Here is a 19305-nt window from a genome sequence, read left to right as displayed (position 1 = left end):
TCGTAGCGATGCGATCACCGCAACGCACCTCCCGGATCGGGCGGCACCTCGGGCGTCCCCAGCGGACGGACGGTCAGCGCGCGACCAGGACCACCGCCAGGACGAGCAGGCTGCACCCGATCTCGATCACCCCGACCGGTGCCGGGCGGAGCCGTCGGCGCGGCAACACCACCGCCCGGGCCAGCAGCAGCAGGAAGACCGGGGCCAGCAGCGCGTCGAGCCAGCCCGCCACGAGCAGGGCGACCGCGTGGAAGCCGATGGAGAGGCGCAGGTGACCGACGTCGCCCCGCTCCCGGATCATCGTCTTGACATACAGGACGGTGCCGGTCAGGTACAGCGTCAGGGCGACGAACGCGGGCACCACCCGGGTGGGCGGCACCTCGGCCACGGTGGCCAGGACGAAGACCAGCAGGCAGCTCTGCGCCACCGAGGCGAGATCGTTGAGCAGGGCCCGCTCCCGCCGCCGCCAGGCGTACCCGGCGTTCACCGCGAGCAGGACGGCGTAGCCCGGGGCGTACCAGAGCACCGCCGGCCGGGCGACCAGCACGACCACCGCGAGCGGCGCCGTGAGCAGGCCGTAGGTCAGCAGCTGGTCGGCGTAGCGGCGCGGCCGGCGGCTCTTGACCGCCTGGAACGCGTAGTACGAGAAGAGGTAACCGGCCAGCCACGCGCCGAGCAACGGCAGGTCCGGCCAGCGCCAGCCGACCAGCACGACCCCGGCGGTGTACGGCAGCAGCAGCATCGCCCAGGCACCGTGCTGCGGTGGCAGGAAGCGGCGCAGCCGACGGCGGGCGGGCACCGGTCGGGCGGTCATGCCGGCGCGTGCGGCGGCAGGGCCAGCCGCACCACGCAGGCGTCGGGCGCGCCGAAGGGTTCCAGCACCGCGCCGGTCGGCGGGGCACCGGCGTGCGCGAGCACCCCCCGGATGACGCCGACGTGCAGCGCACAGATCGCGTCGGGGTCCCGGTTGACCAGTTCGAGGAAGGGGCAGGTGTGCAGGTGCACCTCGGTCCGCCCGTCGGCCGTGTCGTGTCGACGGGGGCTGAAGCCGAGCCCGCGCAGCACCTCCAGCAGGGTGTCGACCGGCTGCTGACCGGGGGCGGTGGCGGCGGCCAGGTGCCGCCCCCAGTCCTGGCCGGCGCGGGTGGCCTCCGGCCGGACGTCGCCGCGACCCCGTCGGGACAGGTGGTCCAGCAGCGCGGCGGCGAGCGCCCGGTACGGCGCCGGGGCCGGCGCCTCCGCCACGGCCGCCCGGTAGCGCCACGCCGGCCGGCCGGGTTGGCCGCCGCTGGCGCGCGCCTTGACCAGCAGCCCGGCGTCGACGAGGCGGTCGAGGTGGGTACGCGCGGTGGAGAGGTGCAGTCCGGTCCGCTCCCCCACCTCGGCGATGGTCATGCCGGCCCCGGCGGCCCGCACCAGCTCCAGGATCGAGGCCCGGCTCGGCGTGCCGAGCGCCCGGTGGCGGTGGGGGTCGATGGTCTCACCGATCGGCCCTGTTCTCGGGGTTTCCACGATGGTTAACGTTACAACGTCATTCGTCGTCAAAACCCGGGAGGGTTCCATGTCCGCCTCACCGTCCACGGCTGACCACCAGGCCGCACAGGCCGTCGTCCGGCACCACGCCCAGCTCGCGGCGGTCCTCGACCGGCACGTGGGCGACCTGCTGGACGCGGCCGACCGGGGCGACGCGGCGGGAGCCGTCCGGCACCGCGACGAGCTGGTCGGCTGGCTGCACGCCGAGCTGCTGCCGCACGCGTACGCCGAGGAGGCCGGGCTCTACCCGGCCGCCGGTGACCGGTCCGAGGCCGCGCTGCTGGTGCGCGGGATGCGCGACGAGCACCGGGCGCTGACCGCCCTGGTCGCCGAGCTGGCGGCGACCGACCGGCCGGTACGTCTCGCCGCCGCCGGGCGCGCCCTGGCCGCGCTCTTCGCCGTCCACCTCGCCAAGGAGAACGACCTGGTCGTCCCGCTGCTGGTGGCCGCGGCCGACGTCTCGCTGGCGACCCTGCTCGACGGCATGCATGACCTGCTCGGCTCCTCGGAGACCTCGGGGACGGGTGGCTGCGGCGGGGGTGGCTGCGGCTGCGGCGGCGACCAGGGCCGGGGCGACGCCCCGGCCGCGACGCTGAGCATCGACCCCCGGATCGACGTCCGGCTGCTGCCGCACGGCCAGCGGCACGCCCGGGTGCTGACCGCGCTGGACGCGCTGCCCGCCGGCCGGGCGCTGGTGCTGGTCGCCCCGCACGCGCCCCGCCCACTGCTGGCCGAGGTCGAGGCCCGCTACCGGGGCGGGGTGACCACCGAGTGGCTGCAGGACGGGCCGGACGTGTGGCAGATCCGGCTGTCCCGCGAGCCGGTCACGGTGTGAGCAGTCTGCCGACCGCCGGGACGGCGGGGTCAGGGCCCGCCGTCCCGGCGTACCGGGCCGTTCGGCCCTGCTGACCCGGGTGGCCGGTCCGCAGGATGAGGCCATGTGCGACTACTGCGGCTGCCGGGACTTCCCGCTGATCGGCCGGCTCTCCGCCGAGCACGAGACGATCGCGAACGCGGCGGGTCGGCTGCACACCGCCGTCCGGGCCGGCGACGCCGACGCGCTGCCGGCGCTCGACGCGCTGGTCGCGCTGCTGGTGCCGCACACCGCCACCGAGGAGGACGGGCTCTTCCGCGAGCTGCGGGACGAGGGCAGCCTGGCGGAGGCCGTGGTGAAGCTCTGCGCGGAGCACGACGACATCCACGGCGTGCTGGGCGCCGTCGACCGGGCGGCGCCGGACTGGCCCGCCGTGCTGGCCGCCCTCGACCGGCTGCACCGGCACATCGACAACGAGGAGCACGGGCTCTTCCCGGCCGCGGTGATCGCGCTGCCGATCCCGGCCTGGGACCGGATCACCCCGACGGCGGCCCACCGACCCGGCACCGCGCGGGCCGGTCAGGTGCGCAGCACGTCGGCGTAGATCAGCCAGGCCAGTGCTCGCCGCCCACCTCCAGCCGCCCTCCGCGGCCAGCAGCAGACCGACGAGGACGTTGCACCGGCGCAGCCGCCGGCAGCGGTCGCCGGTGCCCGGACGGTGCGCCCTGGGCGTCGCCACAGGTACCCGCACCGGCCCTCCGCCGGGGTTCGGGCACATCGCCCCGAGGCGGCGGAGGGCGGACCGGTCATGACGACGACGGTCCTCGGCGGTGAGCCCCGGCGGGTGGGATCGTCACTGACCCTGTCCGAGGGAGTAGCCCGGTTCGCCGTCGAAGCGGTACAGCCCCTCGGTCTTGACGAAGTCGAGCCCCGCGCGGTCGAGTCGGTCCAGCAGGTCCACCACGTCCCGCCGGTCGGTCGCGCCGGACCGGGACGACTGGAAGCGGGCTCGCCAATGGTCGGTGCAGAAGGTCTCGGGAAGCCCGTCCGGCCACACCTTCACGCCCCGGTTCGTGATCATCTGCAGTCGTAGCGCTGCGCCCTCGGCGGCCCGCACGAGCGCGGCGGCGAGCGCGTCCGGGTCGCGGTCGCGGTGGTCGAGGAAGACGTCGACCCCGTCCATCGTCTTGCGCTGCGCCGGGCGGGCGGCGGCGGTCGGGACGGTGGACTGCTGCTGCCCGGCCGGATAGGCGACCGGGGTCAGGGTTACCGGTCGCTGGCCGAGCCGGTCGATGATCGCGTCGGCGAACGCCCGGGTGCCCACCGGGCTGGTGCCCGGACCGGCGACGTCGGGCGTGACGACGCCCGCCTCCAGGGTGGCCAGCCAGGCGTTGTGGACCCGTTCGGCGACCTCGGGCTGGCCGATGTGCACGAGCATCATCACCGCCCCGAGCAGCAGCCCGGAGGGGTTCGCGACGTCCCGGCCGGCCAGCGGCGGCGCGGAGCCGTGGATGGCCTCGAACATCGCCGCGTGCTCGCCGATGTTGGCCGAGCCGGCCAGCCCGACCGAGCCGGCGATCTGCGCGGCCACGTCGGAGAGCACGTCGCCGTAGAGGTTGGGGGTGACGATGACGTCGAAGTCCTCCGGGGTGTCGGCCAGTCGCGCCGCCCCGATGTCGACGATCCAGTGTTCGGCGGTGATGTCCGGATAGTCGGCGGCCACCTCGTCGAAGACCCGGTGGAACAGGCCGTCGGTGAGCTTCATGATGTTGTCCTTGGTCAGGCAGGTGACCTTGGACCGACCATGGCGGCGGGCGTAGTCGAACGCGTACCGCACGATCCGTTCACATCCGGGCCGGGAGATCAGTTTCAGACACTGGGTGACCTCGTCGGTCTGGCGGTGCTCGATCCCGGCGTAGAGGTCCTCCTCGTTCTCCCGCACGATCACCACATCCATCTCGGGATGCCGGGTCGGCACGAAGGGCGCGTACGTCACGCAGGGGCGCACGTTGGCGAACAGGCCCAGCGACTTGCGGATGGTCACGTTCAGCGACTTGAATCCGCCCCCCTGCGGAGTGGTGATCGGGGCCTTGAGGAACACCCGGGTCCGGCGCAGCGACTCCCACGCCTGCGGCTCGATGCCGGCGCTGTGGCCCCGGGCGTACACCGATTCCCCGATCTGGATCTCCTCCACGGCCAACCGCGCCCCGGCCGCCTCCAGCACCCGCAGCGTGGCTTCCATGATCTCCGGCCCGATCCCGTCACCACGCGCCACCGTCACCGGTACGGCAACCGGCACGCCCGCCGACCCCTCGGTCGCCACGAGTCCCGACACCGTCATCGTCGTCCCCTCTCCCCACCAGTCAACATACGAAGCACATTACACGAAACACACATCGCGTCTAGCGGATGGCCTGCCGCCCGGCGCACGACACCCGCCGTCCCGGCATGCCGGCGCACCGGGCCGGCGACCCCGGCCCCGCCGCTGCCGGGAACGGGAGGCAGGCAGGCACAACGCCGATGATCTCGGGACCTTCGGCCCGGTTCCGCCTGGTAGCGCCCCGGCAGGATGGCCCGGACGCCCTCGCTGCGGTTGCGCCTCCCGGCACATCCCGCCAACGTGGGACTCACGGCGATCTATCGGAGGAATGAGGCGTATGTCGCGAGCGACCGAAGGTGCGGGGCGGGCGCTGCTGGCGGTGGGCGGCCTCGTACGCCGCGCCGAGGTGTCCGCCGACGGCCGGACGCTGCACCAGATCGGCGGCCGGGAGGCGGACGCCTTCTACCGGGACCGCTGGTCCTACGACAAGGTGGTCCGCTCCACGCACGGGGTGAACTGCACCGGCTCGTGCTCCTGGAAGGTGTACGTCAAGGACGGCATCATCACCTGGGAGCAGCAGCAGACCGACTATCCCAGCGTCGGACCCGACCGACCCGAGTACGAGCCGCGCGGCTGTCCCCGGGGCGCCGCCTTCTCCTGGTACACCTACTCCCCCACCCGGGTGCGCTACCCGTACGCCCGGGGGGTGCTGGTGGAGATGTACCGCGAGGCCAAGGCCCGGCTCGGTGACCCGGTGGCCGCCTGGGCGGACATCCAGGCCGACCCGGAGCGCCGCCGCCGCTACCAGAAGGCGCGCGGCAAGGGCGGCCTGGTGCGGGTCGGCTGGGACGAGGCGCAGGAGATGATCGCGGCCGCCCACGTGCACGCGATCGCCGAGTACGGCCCCGACCGGGTCGCCGGCTTCTCCCCCATCCCGGCGATGTCGATGGTGTCGCACGCCGTCGGCGCCCGCTTCCTGTCCCTGCTCGGCGGCTCGATGCTGTCGTTCTACGACTGGTACGCCGACCTGCCGGTCGCCTCCCCGCAGGTCTTCGGCGACCAGACCGACGTGCCCGAGTCCGGCGACTGGTGGGACGCCTCCTACTTCGTCATGTGGGGCTCCAACGTCCCGGTGACCCGCACCCCGGACGCGCACTGGATGGCCGAGGCGCGCTACCGGGGACAGAAGGTCGTCGTGGTCAGCCCGGACTACGCCGACAACGTCAAGTTCGCCGACGAGTGGCTGCCCGCCCAGCCCGGCAGCGACGGGGCGCTGGCGATGGCGATGGGGCACGTCATCCTCAAGGAGTTCTTCGTCGACCGGCGCACCCCGCGCTTCGTCGACTACGTCCGCAGGTTCACCGACCTGCCGTTCCTGGTCACCCTGGAGCCGGGCGCCGACGGGGCGTACCGGCCGGGGAAGTTCCTCACCGCCGAGGACCTGGGCGAGACGGACCGGGAGGCGGCCTTCCGGACGGTGCTCTGGGACTCGGCGACCGACGCGCCCGCCGTGCCGCGTGGCAGCCTCGGTCACCGCTGGGGCGAGCGGCAGGGCCAGTGGAACCTGGACCTGGGCGACCTGGAGCCGGCCCTGACCTGCCTCGGCGCGGGCGACGGGGTCGAGGTGGAGCTGCCCCGGTTCGACACCGACACCCCGCAGGTGCTGCGCCGGGGCGTACCCACCCGCACGGTCGGGGGTCAGCTCGTCACGAGCGTCTTCGACCTGCTGCTGGCCCAGTACGGGGTCGGCCGGGCCGGGCTGCCCGGGCAGTGGCCGACCGACTACGACGACGTCGACGCGCCGTACACGCCGGCCTGGCAGGAGCCGATCACCGGCGTACCGGCGGCGCAGGTGGCCCGGGTGGCCCGGGAGTTCGCCGACAACGCGGAACGCTCCGGCGGCCGGTCGATGATCCTGCTCGGCGCGGGCACCAACCACTGGTTCCACTCCGACGCCACCTACCGGGCGATCCTGGCGCTGGTGACCCTCACCGGCTGTCAGGGCGTCAACGGCGGCGGCTGGGCGCACTACGTCGGGCAGGAGAAGTGCCGCCCGGCGACCGGCTGGGCGCAGCTCGCCTTCGGCCTGGACTGGGTCCGCCCGCCACGACAGATGATCGGCACCGCCTTCTGGTACGTGCACACCGACCAGTGGCGCTACGACACCTACTCCGCCGACGCGGTCGCCTCCCCCACCGGGAACGGCGCCTTCGCCGGCAAGCACACCATGGACCTGCTGGCCCAGTCGGCGCGGTCGGGCTGGATGCCGTCCATGCCGACCTTCGACCGCAGCCCTCTCGACCTGGCCGACGAGGCCCTCGCCGCCCGGCCCGACGACCCGGCCGGCTGGGTCGCCGAGCGGCTGGGCCGTGGGGACGTCACGTTCGCCTGCGCCGACCCGGACGCGCCGCAGAACTGGCCCCGGGTGCTGACCGTGTGGCGGGCCAACCTGCTCGGCTCGTCGGCCAAGGGCAACGAGTACTTCCTGCGCCATCTGCTCGGCACCGACGCGAACCTGCGCGCCGAGGAGGCCCCGGAGGAGCTGCGGCCGAAGGACGTGACGTGGCGGGCGGAGGCCCCGGAGGGCAAGCTCGACCTGCTGCTGAGCCTCGACTTCCGGATGACCTCCACGACGCTCTTCTCCGACATCGTGCTGCCCGCCGCCACCTGGTACGAGAAGCACGACCTGAGCAGCACCGACATGCACCCGTTCGTGCACGCGTTCACCCCGGCGATCAGCCCGCCGTGGCAGACCCGGACCGACTTCGACGCGTTCCACGGCATCGCCAAGGCGTTCTCCGCGCTGGCCGGGCCCCGGCTGGGCGTACGCAGGGATCTGGTCGCGGCGCCGCTGCTGCACGACACCCCGGACGCGATGGCGACGCCGCACGGCCGGGTCCGCGACTGGGCGGTCACCGGCGAGACGCCGGTGCCCGGCCGGACCATGCCGAAGCTGGTGGTGGTCGAGCGGGACTACGGCGCGATCGCCGACAAGATGGCCGCGCTCGGACCGCTGATGGACACCCTCGGCACCACCGGCAAGGGCTTCTCGGTCGACGTCCGACCCGAGGTGGAATACCTGCGGCACAAGAACGGTGAGGTGCGCGGCGGGGCCGCCGACGGACGACCGTCGCTGGCGAAGGACACGCACGCCTGCGAGGCGATCCTGGCGCTGTCCGGCACCACCAACGGCCGGGTCGCCACCGCCGGCTTCCGGGACGTGGAGAAACGCACCGGGGTACGCCTGGCGGACCTGGCCGCCGAGCACGAGGGCAAGCAGATCACCTTCGCCGACACCCAGTCCCGCCCGGTGCCGGTGATCACCAGCCCGGAGTGGTCGGGCAGCGAGCACGGCGGTCGGCGCTACTCGCCGTTCACCATCAACACCGAGCGGCTCAAGCCCTGGCACACGCTCACCGGCCGGCAGCACTTCTTCCTCGACCACGACTGGATGCACGAGGCCGGCGAGGCGCTGCCGATCTTCCGGCCGCCGCTGGACATGCACAAGCTCTTCAACGAGCCGCGACTCGGCCGGAACGGGGAGCTGGAGATCACCGTCCGGTACCTCACCCCGCACTCGAAGTGGTCCATCCACTCGGAATACCAGGACAACCTGATCATGCTCACCCTGTCCCGGGGCGGCCCGACGATGTGGATGAGCGAGGCGGACGCGGCGAAGATCGGCGTCCGCGACAACGAGTGGATCGAGGCGGTCAACCGCAACGGCGTCGTGGTCTGCCGGGCCGTGGTCACCCACAAGATGCCCGAGGGCACGGTCTACATGTACCACGCCCAGGAGCGGGTGATCGACGTGCCGAAGTCGGAGACCACCGGCCGGCGCGGCGGCATCCACAACTCGCTGACCCGACTGCTGGTCAAGCCCACCCACCTCATCGGCGGGTACGCCCAGCTCTCCTTCGCCTTCAACTACCTCGGTCCGACCGGCAACCAACGCGACGAGGTCACCGTGATCCGCCGCCGCTCCCAGGAGGTGCAGTACTGATGCGGGTCATGGCACAGATGGCGATGGTGATGAACCTCGACAAGTGCATCGGCTGCCACACCTGCTCGGTGACCTGCAAGCAGGCGTGGACCAACCGCTCCGGCGTCGAGTACGTCTGGTTCAACAACGTGGAGACCCGCCCCGGGCAGGGCTATCCGCGCACCTACGAGAACCAGGAACGCTGGCAGGGCGGCTGGGTGCGGACCCGCTCCGGGAAGCTCAAGCCCCGCTCCGGCGGCCGGGTGAAGAAGCTGTTCAGCATCTTCGCCAACCCGACGCTGCCCTCCATGCAGGACTACTACGAGCCGTGGACCTACGACTACGAGCACCTGATCAACGCGCCGGCCGGCGACGACACCCCGGTGGCCCGGCCCAAGTCGCTGCTCACCGGCGAGGACACGAAGATCACCTGGAGCGCCAACTGGGACGACTCCCTCGCCGGCGGCAACGAGATCGCCGCCGGTGACCCGGTGCTGGCGAAGGTCTCCGGCCAGGTGAAGCAGGAGTTCGAGAAGACCTTCATGTTCTTCCTGCCGCGGATCTGCGAGCACTGCCTCAACCCGTCCTGCGCGGCGTCCTGCCCGTCGGGCGCGATCTACAAGCGGGCCGAGGACGGCATCGTCCTGGTCGACCAGGACCGCTGCCGGGGCTGGCGGATGTGTGTGACCGGCTGCCCGTACAAGAAGGTCTACTTCAACCACCGCACCGGCAAGGCCGAGAAGTGCACCTTCTGCTTCCCGCGCATCGAGATCGGCCAGCCCACCATCTGCTCGGAGACCTGCGTGGGCCGGCTGCGCTACCTCGGGCTGATGCTCTACGACGCCGACCGGGTCGCCGAGGCCGCCGCCCGGAAGGACGAACACGACCTGTACGACGCGCAGCGCTCGGTCTTCCTCGACCCGCACGACCCGGCCGTGGTCGCCGCCGCCCGCGAGGCCGGCATCCCCGACGACTGGATCGACGCGGCACAACGCTCCCCGATCTGGGACCTCATCATGAGATACGAGGTGGCGCTGCCGCTGCACCCGGAGTACCGCACCATGCCGATGGTCTGGTACATCCCGCCGCTGTCGCCGGTGGCCGACGCGCTGCGCGAGACCGGCCACGACGCGGAGGAGGCCGGCAACCTCTTCGGCGCCATCGACGCCCTGCGCATCCCGGTGGACTACCTCGCCGAGCTGTTCACCGCCGGCGACCCGGAACCGGTCCGCGGGGTGCTCAACCGGCTCGCCGCGATGCGCGCCTACCAGCGCCGGATCAACCTCGGCGAGGAGCGCGACGAGTCCATCGCCGCCGCCGTCGGGATGACCGGCGAGCAGATGGACGACATGTACCGCCTGCTCGCCATCGCCAAGTACGAGCAGCGGTACGTCATCCCCGCCGCGCACGCCGAGGACGCGCACCGGCTGGAGAAGATCGCCACCGAGTGCAGCCTGGACTACGAGGGCGGCCCCGGCATGGGCGGCGGCGGCCCGTACGGGCAGGGCCCCTTCGGGGAGTCCTCCGGCACACCCGTGCCGGTGCAGGTGGAGACCTTCCACATGCTGCGCGACCGGCAGACCGCCGAGGGCTTCACCGACCCGGGCGACGCACCACGCCGGGTCAACCTGCTCAACTGGGACGGCAAGGGCACCCCCCGGGGTCTCTTCCCGCCCCGGCGCCCCGAACCCGAACACGTCGACGGAGGTAAGCCGTGAGCCAGCCGACCTGGCGGGCGGTGGCCGCCCGCGCGGCGTCCCTGCTGCTGCGCTATCCCGACGAGGAGGTGCTGGCGGCGCTGCCCACCGTCCGCGCCGCCCTCGACGGGCTGCCGGACGCGGTGGCCGGCCCGCTGCGCGACCTCGTCGCCCACCGGGAGACCACCGCCCCCGTCGACCTGCGCTCCGCCTACGTGGAGGTGTTCGACTTCCGCCGCCGCTGCTGCCTGCACCTGACCTACTACACCTGCGGCGACACCCGCCGCCGTGGCGAGGCGCTGGTGGACTTCGCCGCCGCGTACAAGAGGGCCGGGCTGGCCGTCGTGGACGGCGAGCTGCCCGACTTCCTGCCCGCGGTGCTCGACCTGGCCGCCGTCGACGACGGCGGGTGGCGGCTGCTGCGGGAGAACCGGGTCGGCCTGGACCTGCTGGCCGAGGCGCTGGGCCGGGAGAAGTCGGTGTACCGGCAGGCGGTGCACGCGGTCCGCGAGATGCTGCCGCCCGCCCAGCCCGGCGACATCGCCGCCGCCGCCCGGCTGGCCCGCACCGGGCCACCGGTCGAGCAGGTCGGGCTGGAACCGTTCGGGCTGGTGGACACGACTGGAGGCCGTCGGTGAACGCGAGGAACGCAGCGCAGCGGAGCACCGCAGTCGCGAACGAAAGAGGGCACCGATGAACATCCTGCTCTGGGTCGTGTACCCCTACCTGGCGATGGCGGTCCTGGTCGGCGGCCTGATCTGGCGCCACCGCTACGACAAGTTCGGCTGGACCACCCGCTCGTCGCAGCTCCATGAGAGCAGCATCCTGCGGTGGGGCAGCCCGCTGTTCCACTTCGGCGTGCTGATGGTCCTGGTCGGACACGTCGGCGGCCTGGTCGTCCCGAAGTCCTGGACCGGGGCGGTCGGCGTCACCGAGCACACCTATCACCTGATGGCCGTCTTCATCGGCACCGTGGCGGGCCTGTGCACCCTGATCGGACTGGTCATCCTGATCCTGCGGCGGCGGCTGACCGGGCCGGTCTTCGCCGCCACCACCCGCAACGACAAGGCGATGTACGTGGTCCTCGCCGGGGTGATCGTCCTCGGACTGCTCGCCACCGTCCGGGCCAACGTGCTCGGGGACGGCTACGACTACCGGGAGACGGTCTCCCCGTGGTTCCGGTCGCTGTTCTACCTCAGCCCCGACCCGGACGTCATGGCCGGCGTGCCGGTCGGCTTCCAGATCCACATCCTGGCCGCCTTCGCGCTCTTCGCCTTCTGGCCGTTCACCCGGCTGGTGCACGCGTTCAGCGCGCCGGTCGGCTACGCCACCCGCCCGTACGTCGTCTACCGCAGCCGGGACGACCGGCCCGGACTACGTCCGACCCGGCCCGGCTGGGAGGGACCGCCGCGGCTGCCCACCGCCCGCCGCGACCGGACCCGCTCGCGCCGGTGACGGGGGTGACGTCGTGACCATCGCCCCCGACCGCCCGCACCACCGCCCGGCACCCCGGGCGGCCATGGACTGGGCGGCGGCCCGCACGCCGGCCGCGACGCTGCCGTTGGAATCCCGGATGGTCGGCGACGACCCGGACTGGTTCGCCGCCGCCATCGCCGACAGCACCACCGACGCCGACGTCACACTCGTCTGCGGGGCGTCGTCGGTGGGCCCGGCGGACGGCCTGCACTCCGCGCTGCGCCGGCTCTCCGCCGTGGCGCACGTGGACGGGGTGGCGTGCCGCCCGGGGCAACCGCAGGTCCTGGCGCAGCGGGGAGCGCGCGGGATCGTCGGCCTGCCGGGCAATCCGTACGCCGCGCTGGTCGCCGCGCTCACCCTGGTCGAGCCGCTGCTGGCGGCCCTCGCCGGTCGGTCACCGGCCGAGCCGGAGACCGCACCGCTCGCCGATGCCCTGCCGCCGGACGACCGGCACACCCGCATCGTCCCGGTACGCCGCCGGCACGGACGGCTACGGCTGGTCGAGGGCGCCCATCCCGGCTACCTCGGTGCCGCCGCGACCGCCGACGCGTTCGCCGTCGTCCCGCCCGGCTGGCAGCCCGGTGACGCGGTGTCGCTCCGCACCGTCCCCTAGCCGGCTTCCCGGGCCCGGGGGCCCGACCGATGCGGGACCTACGGCCCTGCCCGGGGCGGATCGGTGGGCCGATTCTCAGGACGGTGAAGCGGAATTTCTTCCTCCTCTTCCGGCCGACCCGGCCGATCCACGACGACCAGCGGAGAGCAGCGATGACGATCGCCCGTGCGACACAGGGCCGGGACACCCGGCCGACACCAGGTGAGGTCCGCGACGACGGCCACGACGCCTCCGCCCCGGGCCGGTCCGGAGCCACGCTCCAGCTCGTCCTGGCCACCCTCGGCTTCCTGGTCAACTTCTGGGCGTGGGCCCTGCTGGGTCCGCTCGGCCCGGGCATCAAGGAACGACTCGACCTGAGCTTCGCCGCGCAGTCGCTCCTGGTGGCCGTGCCGGTGGTGGTCGGCTCGCTCGGCCGCATCCCGGTGGGCGCCCTCACCGACCGGTACGGCGCCCGGGCGGTCTTCCCGCTGGTCACCCTCGCCACCATCGTGCCGGTGCTGACCCTGAGCGTGGTCTCCTCCTACGCCGCCCTGATCCTCACCGGCTTCTTCCTCGGCATCGGCGGCACCGCCTTCGCCGTCGGTGTGCCGCTGGTCTCCGGCTGGTACCCGCCGGCCCGCCGCGGCTTCGCCATCGGCGTCTTCGGCATCGGCATGGGCGGCACGGCGATCTCCAACTTCACCACCGTCCGCCTCGCCGACGCCTACGGCACGCGGGCGCCGTTCCTGCTGGTCGCCGCGATCCTCGCCGGGTACGCGGTGCTGTCGTTCCTGCTGCTGCGGGACGCCCCCGACCGGGTCCGCCCGGTGGGCTCGGCCTGGCAGCGGCTCGCCCGCGTCGGCCGGCTCACGGTCACCTGGCAGCTCTGCTTCCTGTACGCGGTCGGCTTCGGCGGGTTCGTGGCGTTCAGCGTCTACCTGCCCGCCTACCTGCGCACCGCCTACGGGCTCAGCGCGGGCGACGGCGCCTTGCGTACCGCGGGCTTCGTGGTCCTCGCCGTCCTGGCCCGCCCGGTGGGTGGCTGGCTCTCCGACCGGCTGCACCCGGTGCCGGTGCTGGTGTGGTGCTTCGCCGGGGTGGCCGCGTTCGCGGTCGTGCAGGCCTTCGAGCCCGCCCTGATGCCGGTGGCGACCCTCGCCCTGCTCGGCATGGCGGTGCTGCTCGGCGCCGCCAGCGGCGCGGTCTTCGCCCTGGTCGGCAAGGTCGCCCCGGCCGACCAGGTCGGCGCGGTCACCGGGCTGGTCGGTGCCGCCGGCGGCCTCGGCGGCTTCGTCCCCCCGCTGATCATGGGCTGGGTGTACGGCTCGCAGGGCTCGTACGCGATCGGCCTGATGCTCCTGTCCGACGTGGCCCTGGCCGCCGCCGTGTTCACCGCGGTGAAGATGGGCGGCCTGGTCCGTCGCCCCTCCTGACGGCGACGACGGCACCGTCAGGAGGACGGCAGAGCAGGGCGGCACCTGGCCTGTCCGTCCAGGTGCCGCCCCGTGTGTCTGGACACCCGGGCCCCGAGCAGTCGAGCCCAGAGACCCTGAAAAAGGGTGCGGAAACGCAGCTGAGGCCACCCCGAAGGGTGGCCTCAACTGGAATGTTTGTCCGGCGGTGTCCTACTCTCCCACACCCTCCCGAGTGCAGTACCATCGGCGCTGGAGGGCTTAGCTTCCGGGTTCGGAATGTGACCGGGCGTTTCCCCTCCGCCATGACCGCCGTAACTCTATGAACATGTCAAACACACCGGCACACACACGGGTGTTCGCTTGTTCAGAGTTGCACAGTGGACGCGTAGCAGCTTCGTAGTCAAGTCCTCGGCCTATTAGTACCGGTCAACTGAACCCGTTACCGGGCTTACATTTCCGGCCTATCAACCCAGTCGTCTAGCTGGGGGCCTTACCCCACCAAAGGTGGGTGGGATACCTCATCTTGAAGCGAGCTTCCCGCTTAGATGCTTTCAGCGGTTATCCCTTCCGAACGTAGCTAACCAGCCGTGCCCCTGGCGGGACAACTGGCACACCAGAGGTTCGTCCGTCCCGGTCCTCTCGTACTAGGGACAGCCCTTCTCAAGTATCCTACGCGCACGGCGGATAGGGACCGAACTGTCTCACGACGTTCTAAACCCAGCTCGCGTACCGCTTTAATGGGCGAACAGCCCAACCCTTGGGACCTGCTACAGCCCCAGGATGCGACGAGCCGACATCGAGGTGCCAAACCATCCCGTCGATATGGACTCTTGGGGAAGATCAGCCTGTTATCCCCGGGGTACCTTTTATCCGTTGAGCGACACCGCTTCCACTCGCAAGTGCCGGATCACTAGTCCCGACTTTCGTCCCTGCTCGACCTGTCAGTCTCACAGTCAAGCTCCCTTGTGTACTTGCACTCAACACCTGATTGCCAACCAGGCTGAGGGAACCTTTGGGCGCCTCCGTTACCCTTTAGGAGGCAACCGCCCCAGTTAAACTACCCACCAGACACTGTCCCTGAACCGGATAACGGTCCGAAGTTAGATACCCAAATCAACCAGAGTGGTATTTCAAGATTGCCTCCACCCATACTGGCGTATGGACTTCACCGGCTCCCACCTATCCTACACAAGCTAATTCGGATACCAATGTCAAGCTATAGTAAAGGTCCCGGGGTCTTTCCGTCCTGCCGCGCGTAACGAGCATCTTTACTCGTAATGCAATTTCGCCGGGCCTGTGGTTGAGACAGTGGGGAAGTCGTTACGCCATTCGTGCAGGTCGGAACTTACCCGACAAGGAATTTCGCTACCTTAGGATGGTTATAGTTACCACCGCCGTTTACTGGCGCTTAAGTTCTCCGCTTCGCCCCGAAGAGCTAACAGGTCCCCTTAACGTTCCAGCACCGGGCAGGCGTCAGTCCATATACATCGAATTACTTCTTCGCATGGACCTGTGTTTTTAGTAAACAGTCGCTTCCCCCTGCTCTCTGCGGCCATACAACGCTCCACCCGCGCGGGGCTTCACGTCTCCGGCCCCCCTTCTCCCTAAGTTACGGGGGCAATTTGCCGAGTTCCTTAACCACAGTTCGCCCGATCGCCTCGGTATTCTCTACCTGACCACCTGTGTCGGTTTGGGGTACGGGCCGCTAAGAACTCGCTAGAGGCTTTTCTCGGCAGCATAGGATCACTGACTTCACCTGAATCGGCTCGGCATCACGTCTCAGCCTCCATGCACCGCGGATTTGCCTACGGTACGGCCTACACGCTTACCCCGGCACAACCACCGGCCGGGCTCAGCTACCTTCCTGCGTCACCCCATCGCTTGACTACTACCCGCCAGGTTCCCACGCTCCCCGCTTTTGGTCCGAAGACCGCCGGCAGTTCGGGTGGTTAGCACAACGAGGTTCGTCAGGGTCGCTCTTTCGCGGGTACGGGAATATCAACCCGTTGTCCATCGACTACGCCTCTCGGCCTCGCCTTAGGTCCCGACTCACCCAGGGCGGATTAGCCTGGCCCTGGAACCCTTGGTCATCCGGCGGAAGGGTTTCTCACCCTTCTTTCGCTACTCATGCCTGCATTCTCACTCGTGCCGCGTCCACAACTAGGTCACCCCGTTGCTTCACCCCCGGCACGACGCTCCCCTACCCATCCACACACCTGCACAAGGAATCAAGTCCAAGCGAGGTTAAAATGTGAATGCCACAGCTTCGGCGGTGTGCTTGAGCCCCGCTACATTGTCGGCGCGGAACCACTTGACCAGTGAGCTATTACGCACTCTTTAAAGGGTGGCTGCTTCTAAGCCAACCTCCTGGTTGTCTATGCGACCCCACATCCTTTTCCACTTAGCACACGCTTAGGGGCCTTAGCTGGTGATCTGGGCTGTTTCCCTCTCGACTACGAAGCTTATCCCCCGCAGTCTCACTGCCGCGCTCTCACTTACCGGCATTCGGAGTTTGGCTGATTTCGGTAAGCTTGTGGGCCCCCTAGACCATCCAGTGCTCTACCTCCGGCAAGAAACACGCGACGCTGCACCTAAATGCATTTCGGGGAGAACCAGCTATCACGGAGTTTGATTGGCCTTTCACCCCTAACCACAGGTCATCCCCCAACTTTTCAACGTTGGTGGGTTCGGCCCTCCACGCGGTCTTACCCGCGCTTCAGCCTGCCCATGGCTAGATCACTCCGCTTCGGGTCTAGAGCATGCGACTGAATACGCCCTATTCAGACTCGCTTTCGCTACGGCTCCCCCACACGGGTTAACCTCGCCACATGCCACTAACTCGCAGGCTCATTCTTCAAAAGGCACGCCGTCACCCCGCAAGGCTCCGACGGATTGTAGGCGAACGGTTTCAGGTACTATTTCACTCCCCTCCCGGGGTACTTTTCACCATTCCCTCACGGTACTCGTCCGCTATCGGTCACCAGGAAGTATTTAGGCTTACCAGGTGGTCCTGGCAGATTCACGGCAGATTTCAGGGGTCCGCCGCTACTCGGGAACACCCACAGAAGGTCAGCAACTTTCACGTACCGGACTATCACCGTCTACGGTTGGCTTTTCCACACCATTCGGCTAGCCACTGACTTTGTAACTCCTCGAGCGCATGTCAGTACACTCAGCGGGGTCCCACAACCCCGACCACGCAACCCCTGACAGGTATCACACGCAGCCGGTTTAGCCTCAATCCGCTTTCGCTCGCCACTACTCACGGAATCACTAAATTTGTTTTCTCTTCCTACGGGTACTGAGATGTTTCACTTCCCCGCGTTCCCCCCATACACCCTATGTGTTCAGGTGCAGGTGACACCACATGACTGGTGCCGGGTTCCCCCATTCGGACACCCTGGGATCACAGCTTGGTTGACAGCTCCCCCAGGCCTATCGCGGCCCCACGTCCTTCATCGGCTCCTGGTGCCAAGGCATCCACCGTTCGCCCTTGACAACTTGACCACAAAGATGCTCGCGTCCACTGTGCAATTCTCAACAAACGACCAACCCACAACCCTCACCGTGCAACACCAGACCCGACAACCGCCGGCGGTATGCCACACCAGGTCATGCCTGGCAGACTCCCGAAACCCGCAAAGGGGCTCCGCAGCAGTCTCTGAAAGACAACCTTCGGTTGTTCTTTCAGGACCCAACAGGGTGCTTTACGCCTTTCCTCAGCCGCATCCAGGACATCCGTTCCCACCACCGAAGTGGCTGTACTAGGCGCCCCCGACCGTTGCCGAGAACAAACTGGCCAGTGTCTCCGCCATTCGAGCACCCCGACCCGACATTCGCGGGCCGCGGGCTCCATGCCGTCTTTCGACGGATGGTGCTCCTTAGAAAGGAGGTGATCCAGCCGCACCTTCCGGTACGGCTACCTTGTTACGACTTCGTCCCAATCGCCAGCCCCACCTTCGACGGCTCCCTCCACAAGGGTTGGGCCACCGGCTTCGGGTGTTGCCGACTTTCGTGACGTGACGGGCGGTGTGTACAAGGCCCGGGAACGTATTCACCGCAGCGTTGCTGATCTGCGATTACTAGCGACTCCGACTTCACGGGGTCGAGTTGCAGACCCCGATCCGAACTGAGACCGGCTTTTTGGGATTCGCTCCACCTCACGGTATCGCAGCCCATTGTACCGGCCATTGTAGCATGCGTGAAGCCCTGGACATAAGGGGCATGATGACTTGACGTCATCCCCACCTTCCTCCGAGTTGACCCCGGCAGTCTTCGATGAGTCCCCGCCATAACGCGCTGGCAACATCGAACGAGGGTTGCGCTCGTTGCGGGACTTAACCCAACATCTCACGACACGAGCTGACGACAGCCATGCACCACCTGTGACCGCCCCCGAAGGACCCCCCATCTCTGGAGGTTTTGCGGCCATGTCAAACCCAGGTAAGGTTCTTCGCGTTGCATCGAATTAATCCGCATGCTCCGCCGCTTGTGCGGGCCCCCGTCAATTCCTTTGAGTTTTAGCCTTGCGGCCGTACTCCCCAGGCGGGGCGCTTAATGCGTTAGCTGCGGCACAGGGAACCGGAGAGGCCCCCCACACCTAGCGCCCAACGTTTACAGCGTGGACTACCAGGGTATCTAATCCTGTTCGCTCCCCACGCTTTCGCTCCTCAGCGTCAGTATCGGCCCAGAGACCCGCCTTCGCCACCGGTGTTCCTCCTGATATCTGCGCATTTCACCGCTACACCAGGAATTCCAGTCTCCCCTACCGAACTCTAGCCTGCCCGTATCGACCGCAGGCTTGGGGTTGAGCCCCAAGTTTTCACGGTCGACGCGACAAGCCGCCTACGAGCTCTTTACGCCCAATAAATCCGGACAACGCTCGCGCCCTACGTCTTACCGCGGCTGCTGGCACGTAGTTGGCCGGCGCTTCTTCTGCAGTACCGTCACTTACGCTTCGTCCCTGCTGAAAGAGGTTTACAACCCGAAGGCCGTCATCCCTCACGCGGCGTCGCTGCATCAGGCTTCCGCCCATTGTGCAATATTCCCCACTGCTGCCTCCCGTAGGAGTCTGGGCCGTGTCTCAGTCCCAGTGTGGCCGGTCGCCCTCTCAGGCCGGCTACCCGTCGTCGCCTTGGTAGGCCATCACCCCACCAACAAGCTGATAGGCCGCGAGCCCATCCCAGGCCGAAAAACTTTCCACCAAACGCCATGCGGCATAAGGTCATATCCGGTATTAGCCCCCGTTTCCGAGGGTTATCCCAAAGCCTGGGGCAGGTTACTCACGTGTTACTCACCCGTTCGCCGCTCGAGTACCCCGAAGGGCCTTTCCGCTCGACTTGCATGTGTTAAGCACGCCGCCAGCGTTCGTCCTGAGCCAGGATCAAACTCTCCAACAAAAACCTGTTGAAACAGTCATCCCGGCAACAAAATGTTGCCAAAGGAATCCCCACCAGCCAGACCTCCGAAGAGACCG

The 19305-nt window shown here is 69.0% G+C and carries 11 protein-coding genes and 3 rRNA genes; 8 read left to right on the top strand and 6 right to left on the bottom strand.

The features are described from left to right. Positions 1 to 73 precede the first annotated feature (73 nt). Positions 74 to 814: a YwiC-like family protein gene (locus ABUL08_RS07145; protein ID WP_350935687.1), complete on the bottom strand. Its 741-nt coding sequence runs from the start codon at positions 812 to 814 to the stop codon at positions 74 to 76. Then, the gene (locus tag ABUL08_RS07140) at positions 811 to 1512 is read right to left on the bottom strand and encodes a helix-turn-helix transcriptional regulator (RefSeq protein WP_350935685.1); all 702 of its coding nucleotides are present in this window, start codon (positions 1510 to 1512) and stop codon (positions 811 to 813) included. Before ABUL08_RS07140 ends, ABUL08_RS07145 begins: the two co-directional genes overlap by 4 nt. 49 nt (positions 1513 to 1561) lie before the next feature. On the opposite strand from ABUL08_RS07140, the gene ABUL08_RS07135 reads away from it, so the two are divergent. Together ABUL08_RS07135 and ABUL08_RS07130 are read left to right on the top strand one after the other, a co-directional pair. Beyond that, positions 1562 to 2368 carry a DUF2249 domain-containing protein gene (locus ABUL08_RS07135; protein ID WP_350935683.1) on the top strand — a complete coding sequence of 269 codons (807 nt, stop codon included), beginning with the start codon at positions 1562 to 1564 and terminating at the stop codon, positions 2366 to 2368. A gap of 103 nt (positions 2369 to 2471) precedes the next feature. Next, a complete protein-coding gene (locus ABUL08_RS07130; RefSeq protein ID WP_350935681.1) occupies positions 2472 to 2951 on the top strand; it encodes a hemerythrin domain-containing protein in 480 nt (159 codons plus the stop codon). A gap of 249 nt (positions 2952 to 3200) precedes the next feature. On the opposite strand, the gene ABUL08_RS07125 is transcribed toward ABUL08_RS07130, so the two are convergent. Further along, positions 3201 to 4688 (bottom strand): NADP-dependent isocitrate dehydrogenase, encoded by a 1488-nt coding sequence (locus ABUL08_RS07125; protein ID WP_350935678.1) that lies wholly within the window; start codon positions 4686 to 4688, stop codon positions 3201 to 3203. A 316-nt stretch (positions 4689 to 5004) separates the two neighbouring features. On the opposite strand from ABUL08_RS07125, the gene ABUL08_RS07120 reads away from it, so the two are divergent. The 6 genes from ABUL08_RS07120 (at position 5005) to ABUL08_RS07095 (ending at position 13847) form a co-directional block, all read left to right on the top strand. Beyond that, positions 5005 to 8670, top strand: coding sequence for a nitrate reductase subunit alpha (locus tag ABUL08_RS07120; RefSeq protein WP_350935676.1), 3666 nt, complete (start codon positions 5005 to 5007; stop codon positions 8668 to 8670). Next, positions 8670 to 10367 (top strand): nitrate reductase subunit beta, encoded by a 1698-nt coding sequence (gene narH / locus ABUL08_RS07115; RefSeq protein ID WP_350935674.1) that lies wholly within the window; start codon positions 8670 to 8672, stop codon positions 10365 to 10367. Before ABUL08_RS07120 ends, narH begins: the two co-directional genes overlap by 1 nt. Beyond that, positions 10364 to 10984: a nitrate reductase molybdenum cofactor assembly chaperone gene (gene narJ, locus ABUL08_RS07110; protein ID WP_350935672.1), complete on the top strand. Its 621-nt coding sequence runs from the start codon at positions 10364 to 10366 to the stop codon at positions 10982 to 10984. The genes narH and narJ overlap by 4 nt, the downstream gene beginning before the upstream one ends. A 55-nt stretch (positions 10985 to 11039) precedes the next feature. Beyond that, a complete protein-coding gene (gene narI / locus ABUL08_RS07105; protein WP_350935670.1) occupies positions 11040 to 11801 on the top strand; it encodes a respiratory nitrate reductase subunit gamma in 762 nt (253 codons plus the stop codon). A 13-nt stretch (positions 11802 to 11814) separates the two neighbouring features. Then, positions 11815 to 12435 carry a molybdopterin-binding protein gene (locus tag ABUL08_RS07100; RefSeq protein ID WP_350935667.1) on the top strand — a complete coding sequence of 207 codons (621 nt, stop codon included), beginning with the start codon at positions 11815 to 11817 and terminating at the stop codon, positions 12433 to 12435. Between the two features lie 152 nt (positions 12436 to 12587). Then, positions 12588 to 13847 carry an MFS transporter gene (locus ABUL08_RS07095; protein WP_350935665.1) on the top strand — a complete coding sequence of 420 codons (1260 nt, stop codon included), beginning with the start codon at positions 12588 to 12590 and terminating at the stop codon, positions 13845 to 13847. Between the two features lie 179 nt (positions 13848 to 14026). On the opposite strand, the gene rrf is transcribed toward ABUL08_RS07095, so the two are convergent. From rrf to ABUL08_RS07080, 3 genes are all read right to left on the bottom strand, one after another. Further along, a 5S ribosomal RNA gene (gene rrf / locus ABUL08_RS07090) occupies positions 14027 to 14143 on the bottom strand. Positions 14144 to 14225: 82 nt separating this feature from the next. Beyond that, positions 14226 to 17336 (bottom strand): 23S ribosomal RNA (locus ABUL08_RS07085). A 378-nt stretch (positions 17337 to 17714) separates the two neighbouring features. After that, positions 17715 to 19228, bottom strand: a 16S ribosomal RNA gene (locus tag ABUL08_RS07080). The 16S, 23S and 5S rRNA genes sit together here, the layout of an rRNA operon. Positions 19229 to 19305: the final 77 nt, after the last annotated feature.

This window comes from Micromonospora sp. CCTCC AA 2012012 (assembly GCF_040499845.1).
GTDB classification, from domain to species: domain Bacteria; phylum Actinomycetota; class Actinomycetes; order Mycobacteriales; family Micromonosporaceae; genus Micromonospora; species Micromonospora mangrovi.
Note: the sequence above shows the minus strand (reverse complement) of the source record. Positions and strands in the feature narration are given on the sequence as shown.

Bases quoted from the DNA above. Each gene is read 5' to 3' on its own strand.
- narH (WP_350935674.1), top strand. From the start codon at position 8,670: ATGCGGGTCATGGCACAGATGGCGATGGTGATGAACCTCGACAAGTGC.
- ABUL08_RS07135 (WP_350935683.1), top strand. From the start codon at position 1,562: ATGTCCGCCTCACCGTCCACGGCTGACCACCAGGCCGCACAGGCCGTC.
- ABUL08_RS07145 (WP_350935687.1), bottom strand. From the start codon at position 814: ATGACCGCCCGACCGGTGCCCGCCCGCCGTCGGCTGCGCCGCTTCCTG.
- ABUL08_RS07095 (WP_350935665.1), top strand. From the start codon at position 12,588: ATGACGATCGCCCGTGCGACACAGGGCCGGGACACCCGGCCGACACCA.
- ABUL08_RS07120 (WP_350935676.1), top strand. From the start codon at position 5,005: ATGTCGCGAGCGACCGAAGGTGCGGGGCGGGCGCTGCTGGCGGTGGGC.
- narI (WP_350935670.1), top strand. From the start codon at position 11,040: ATGAACATCCTGCTCTGGGTCGTGTACCCCTACCTGGCGATGGCGGTC.
- ABUL08_RS07125 (WP_350935678.1), bottom strand. From the start codon at position 4,688: ATGACGGTGTCGGGACTCGTGGCGACCGAGGGGTCGGCGGGCGTGCCG.
- ABUL08_RS07130 (WP_350935681.1), top strand. From the start codon at position 2,472: ATGTGCGACTACTGCGGCTGCCGGGACTTCCCGCTGATCGGCCGGCTC.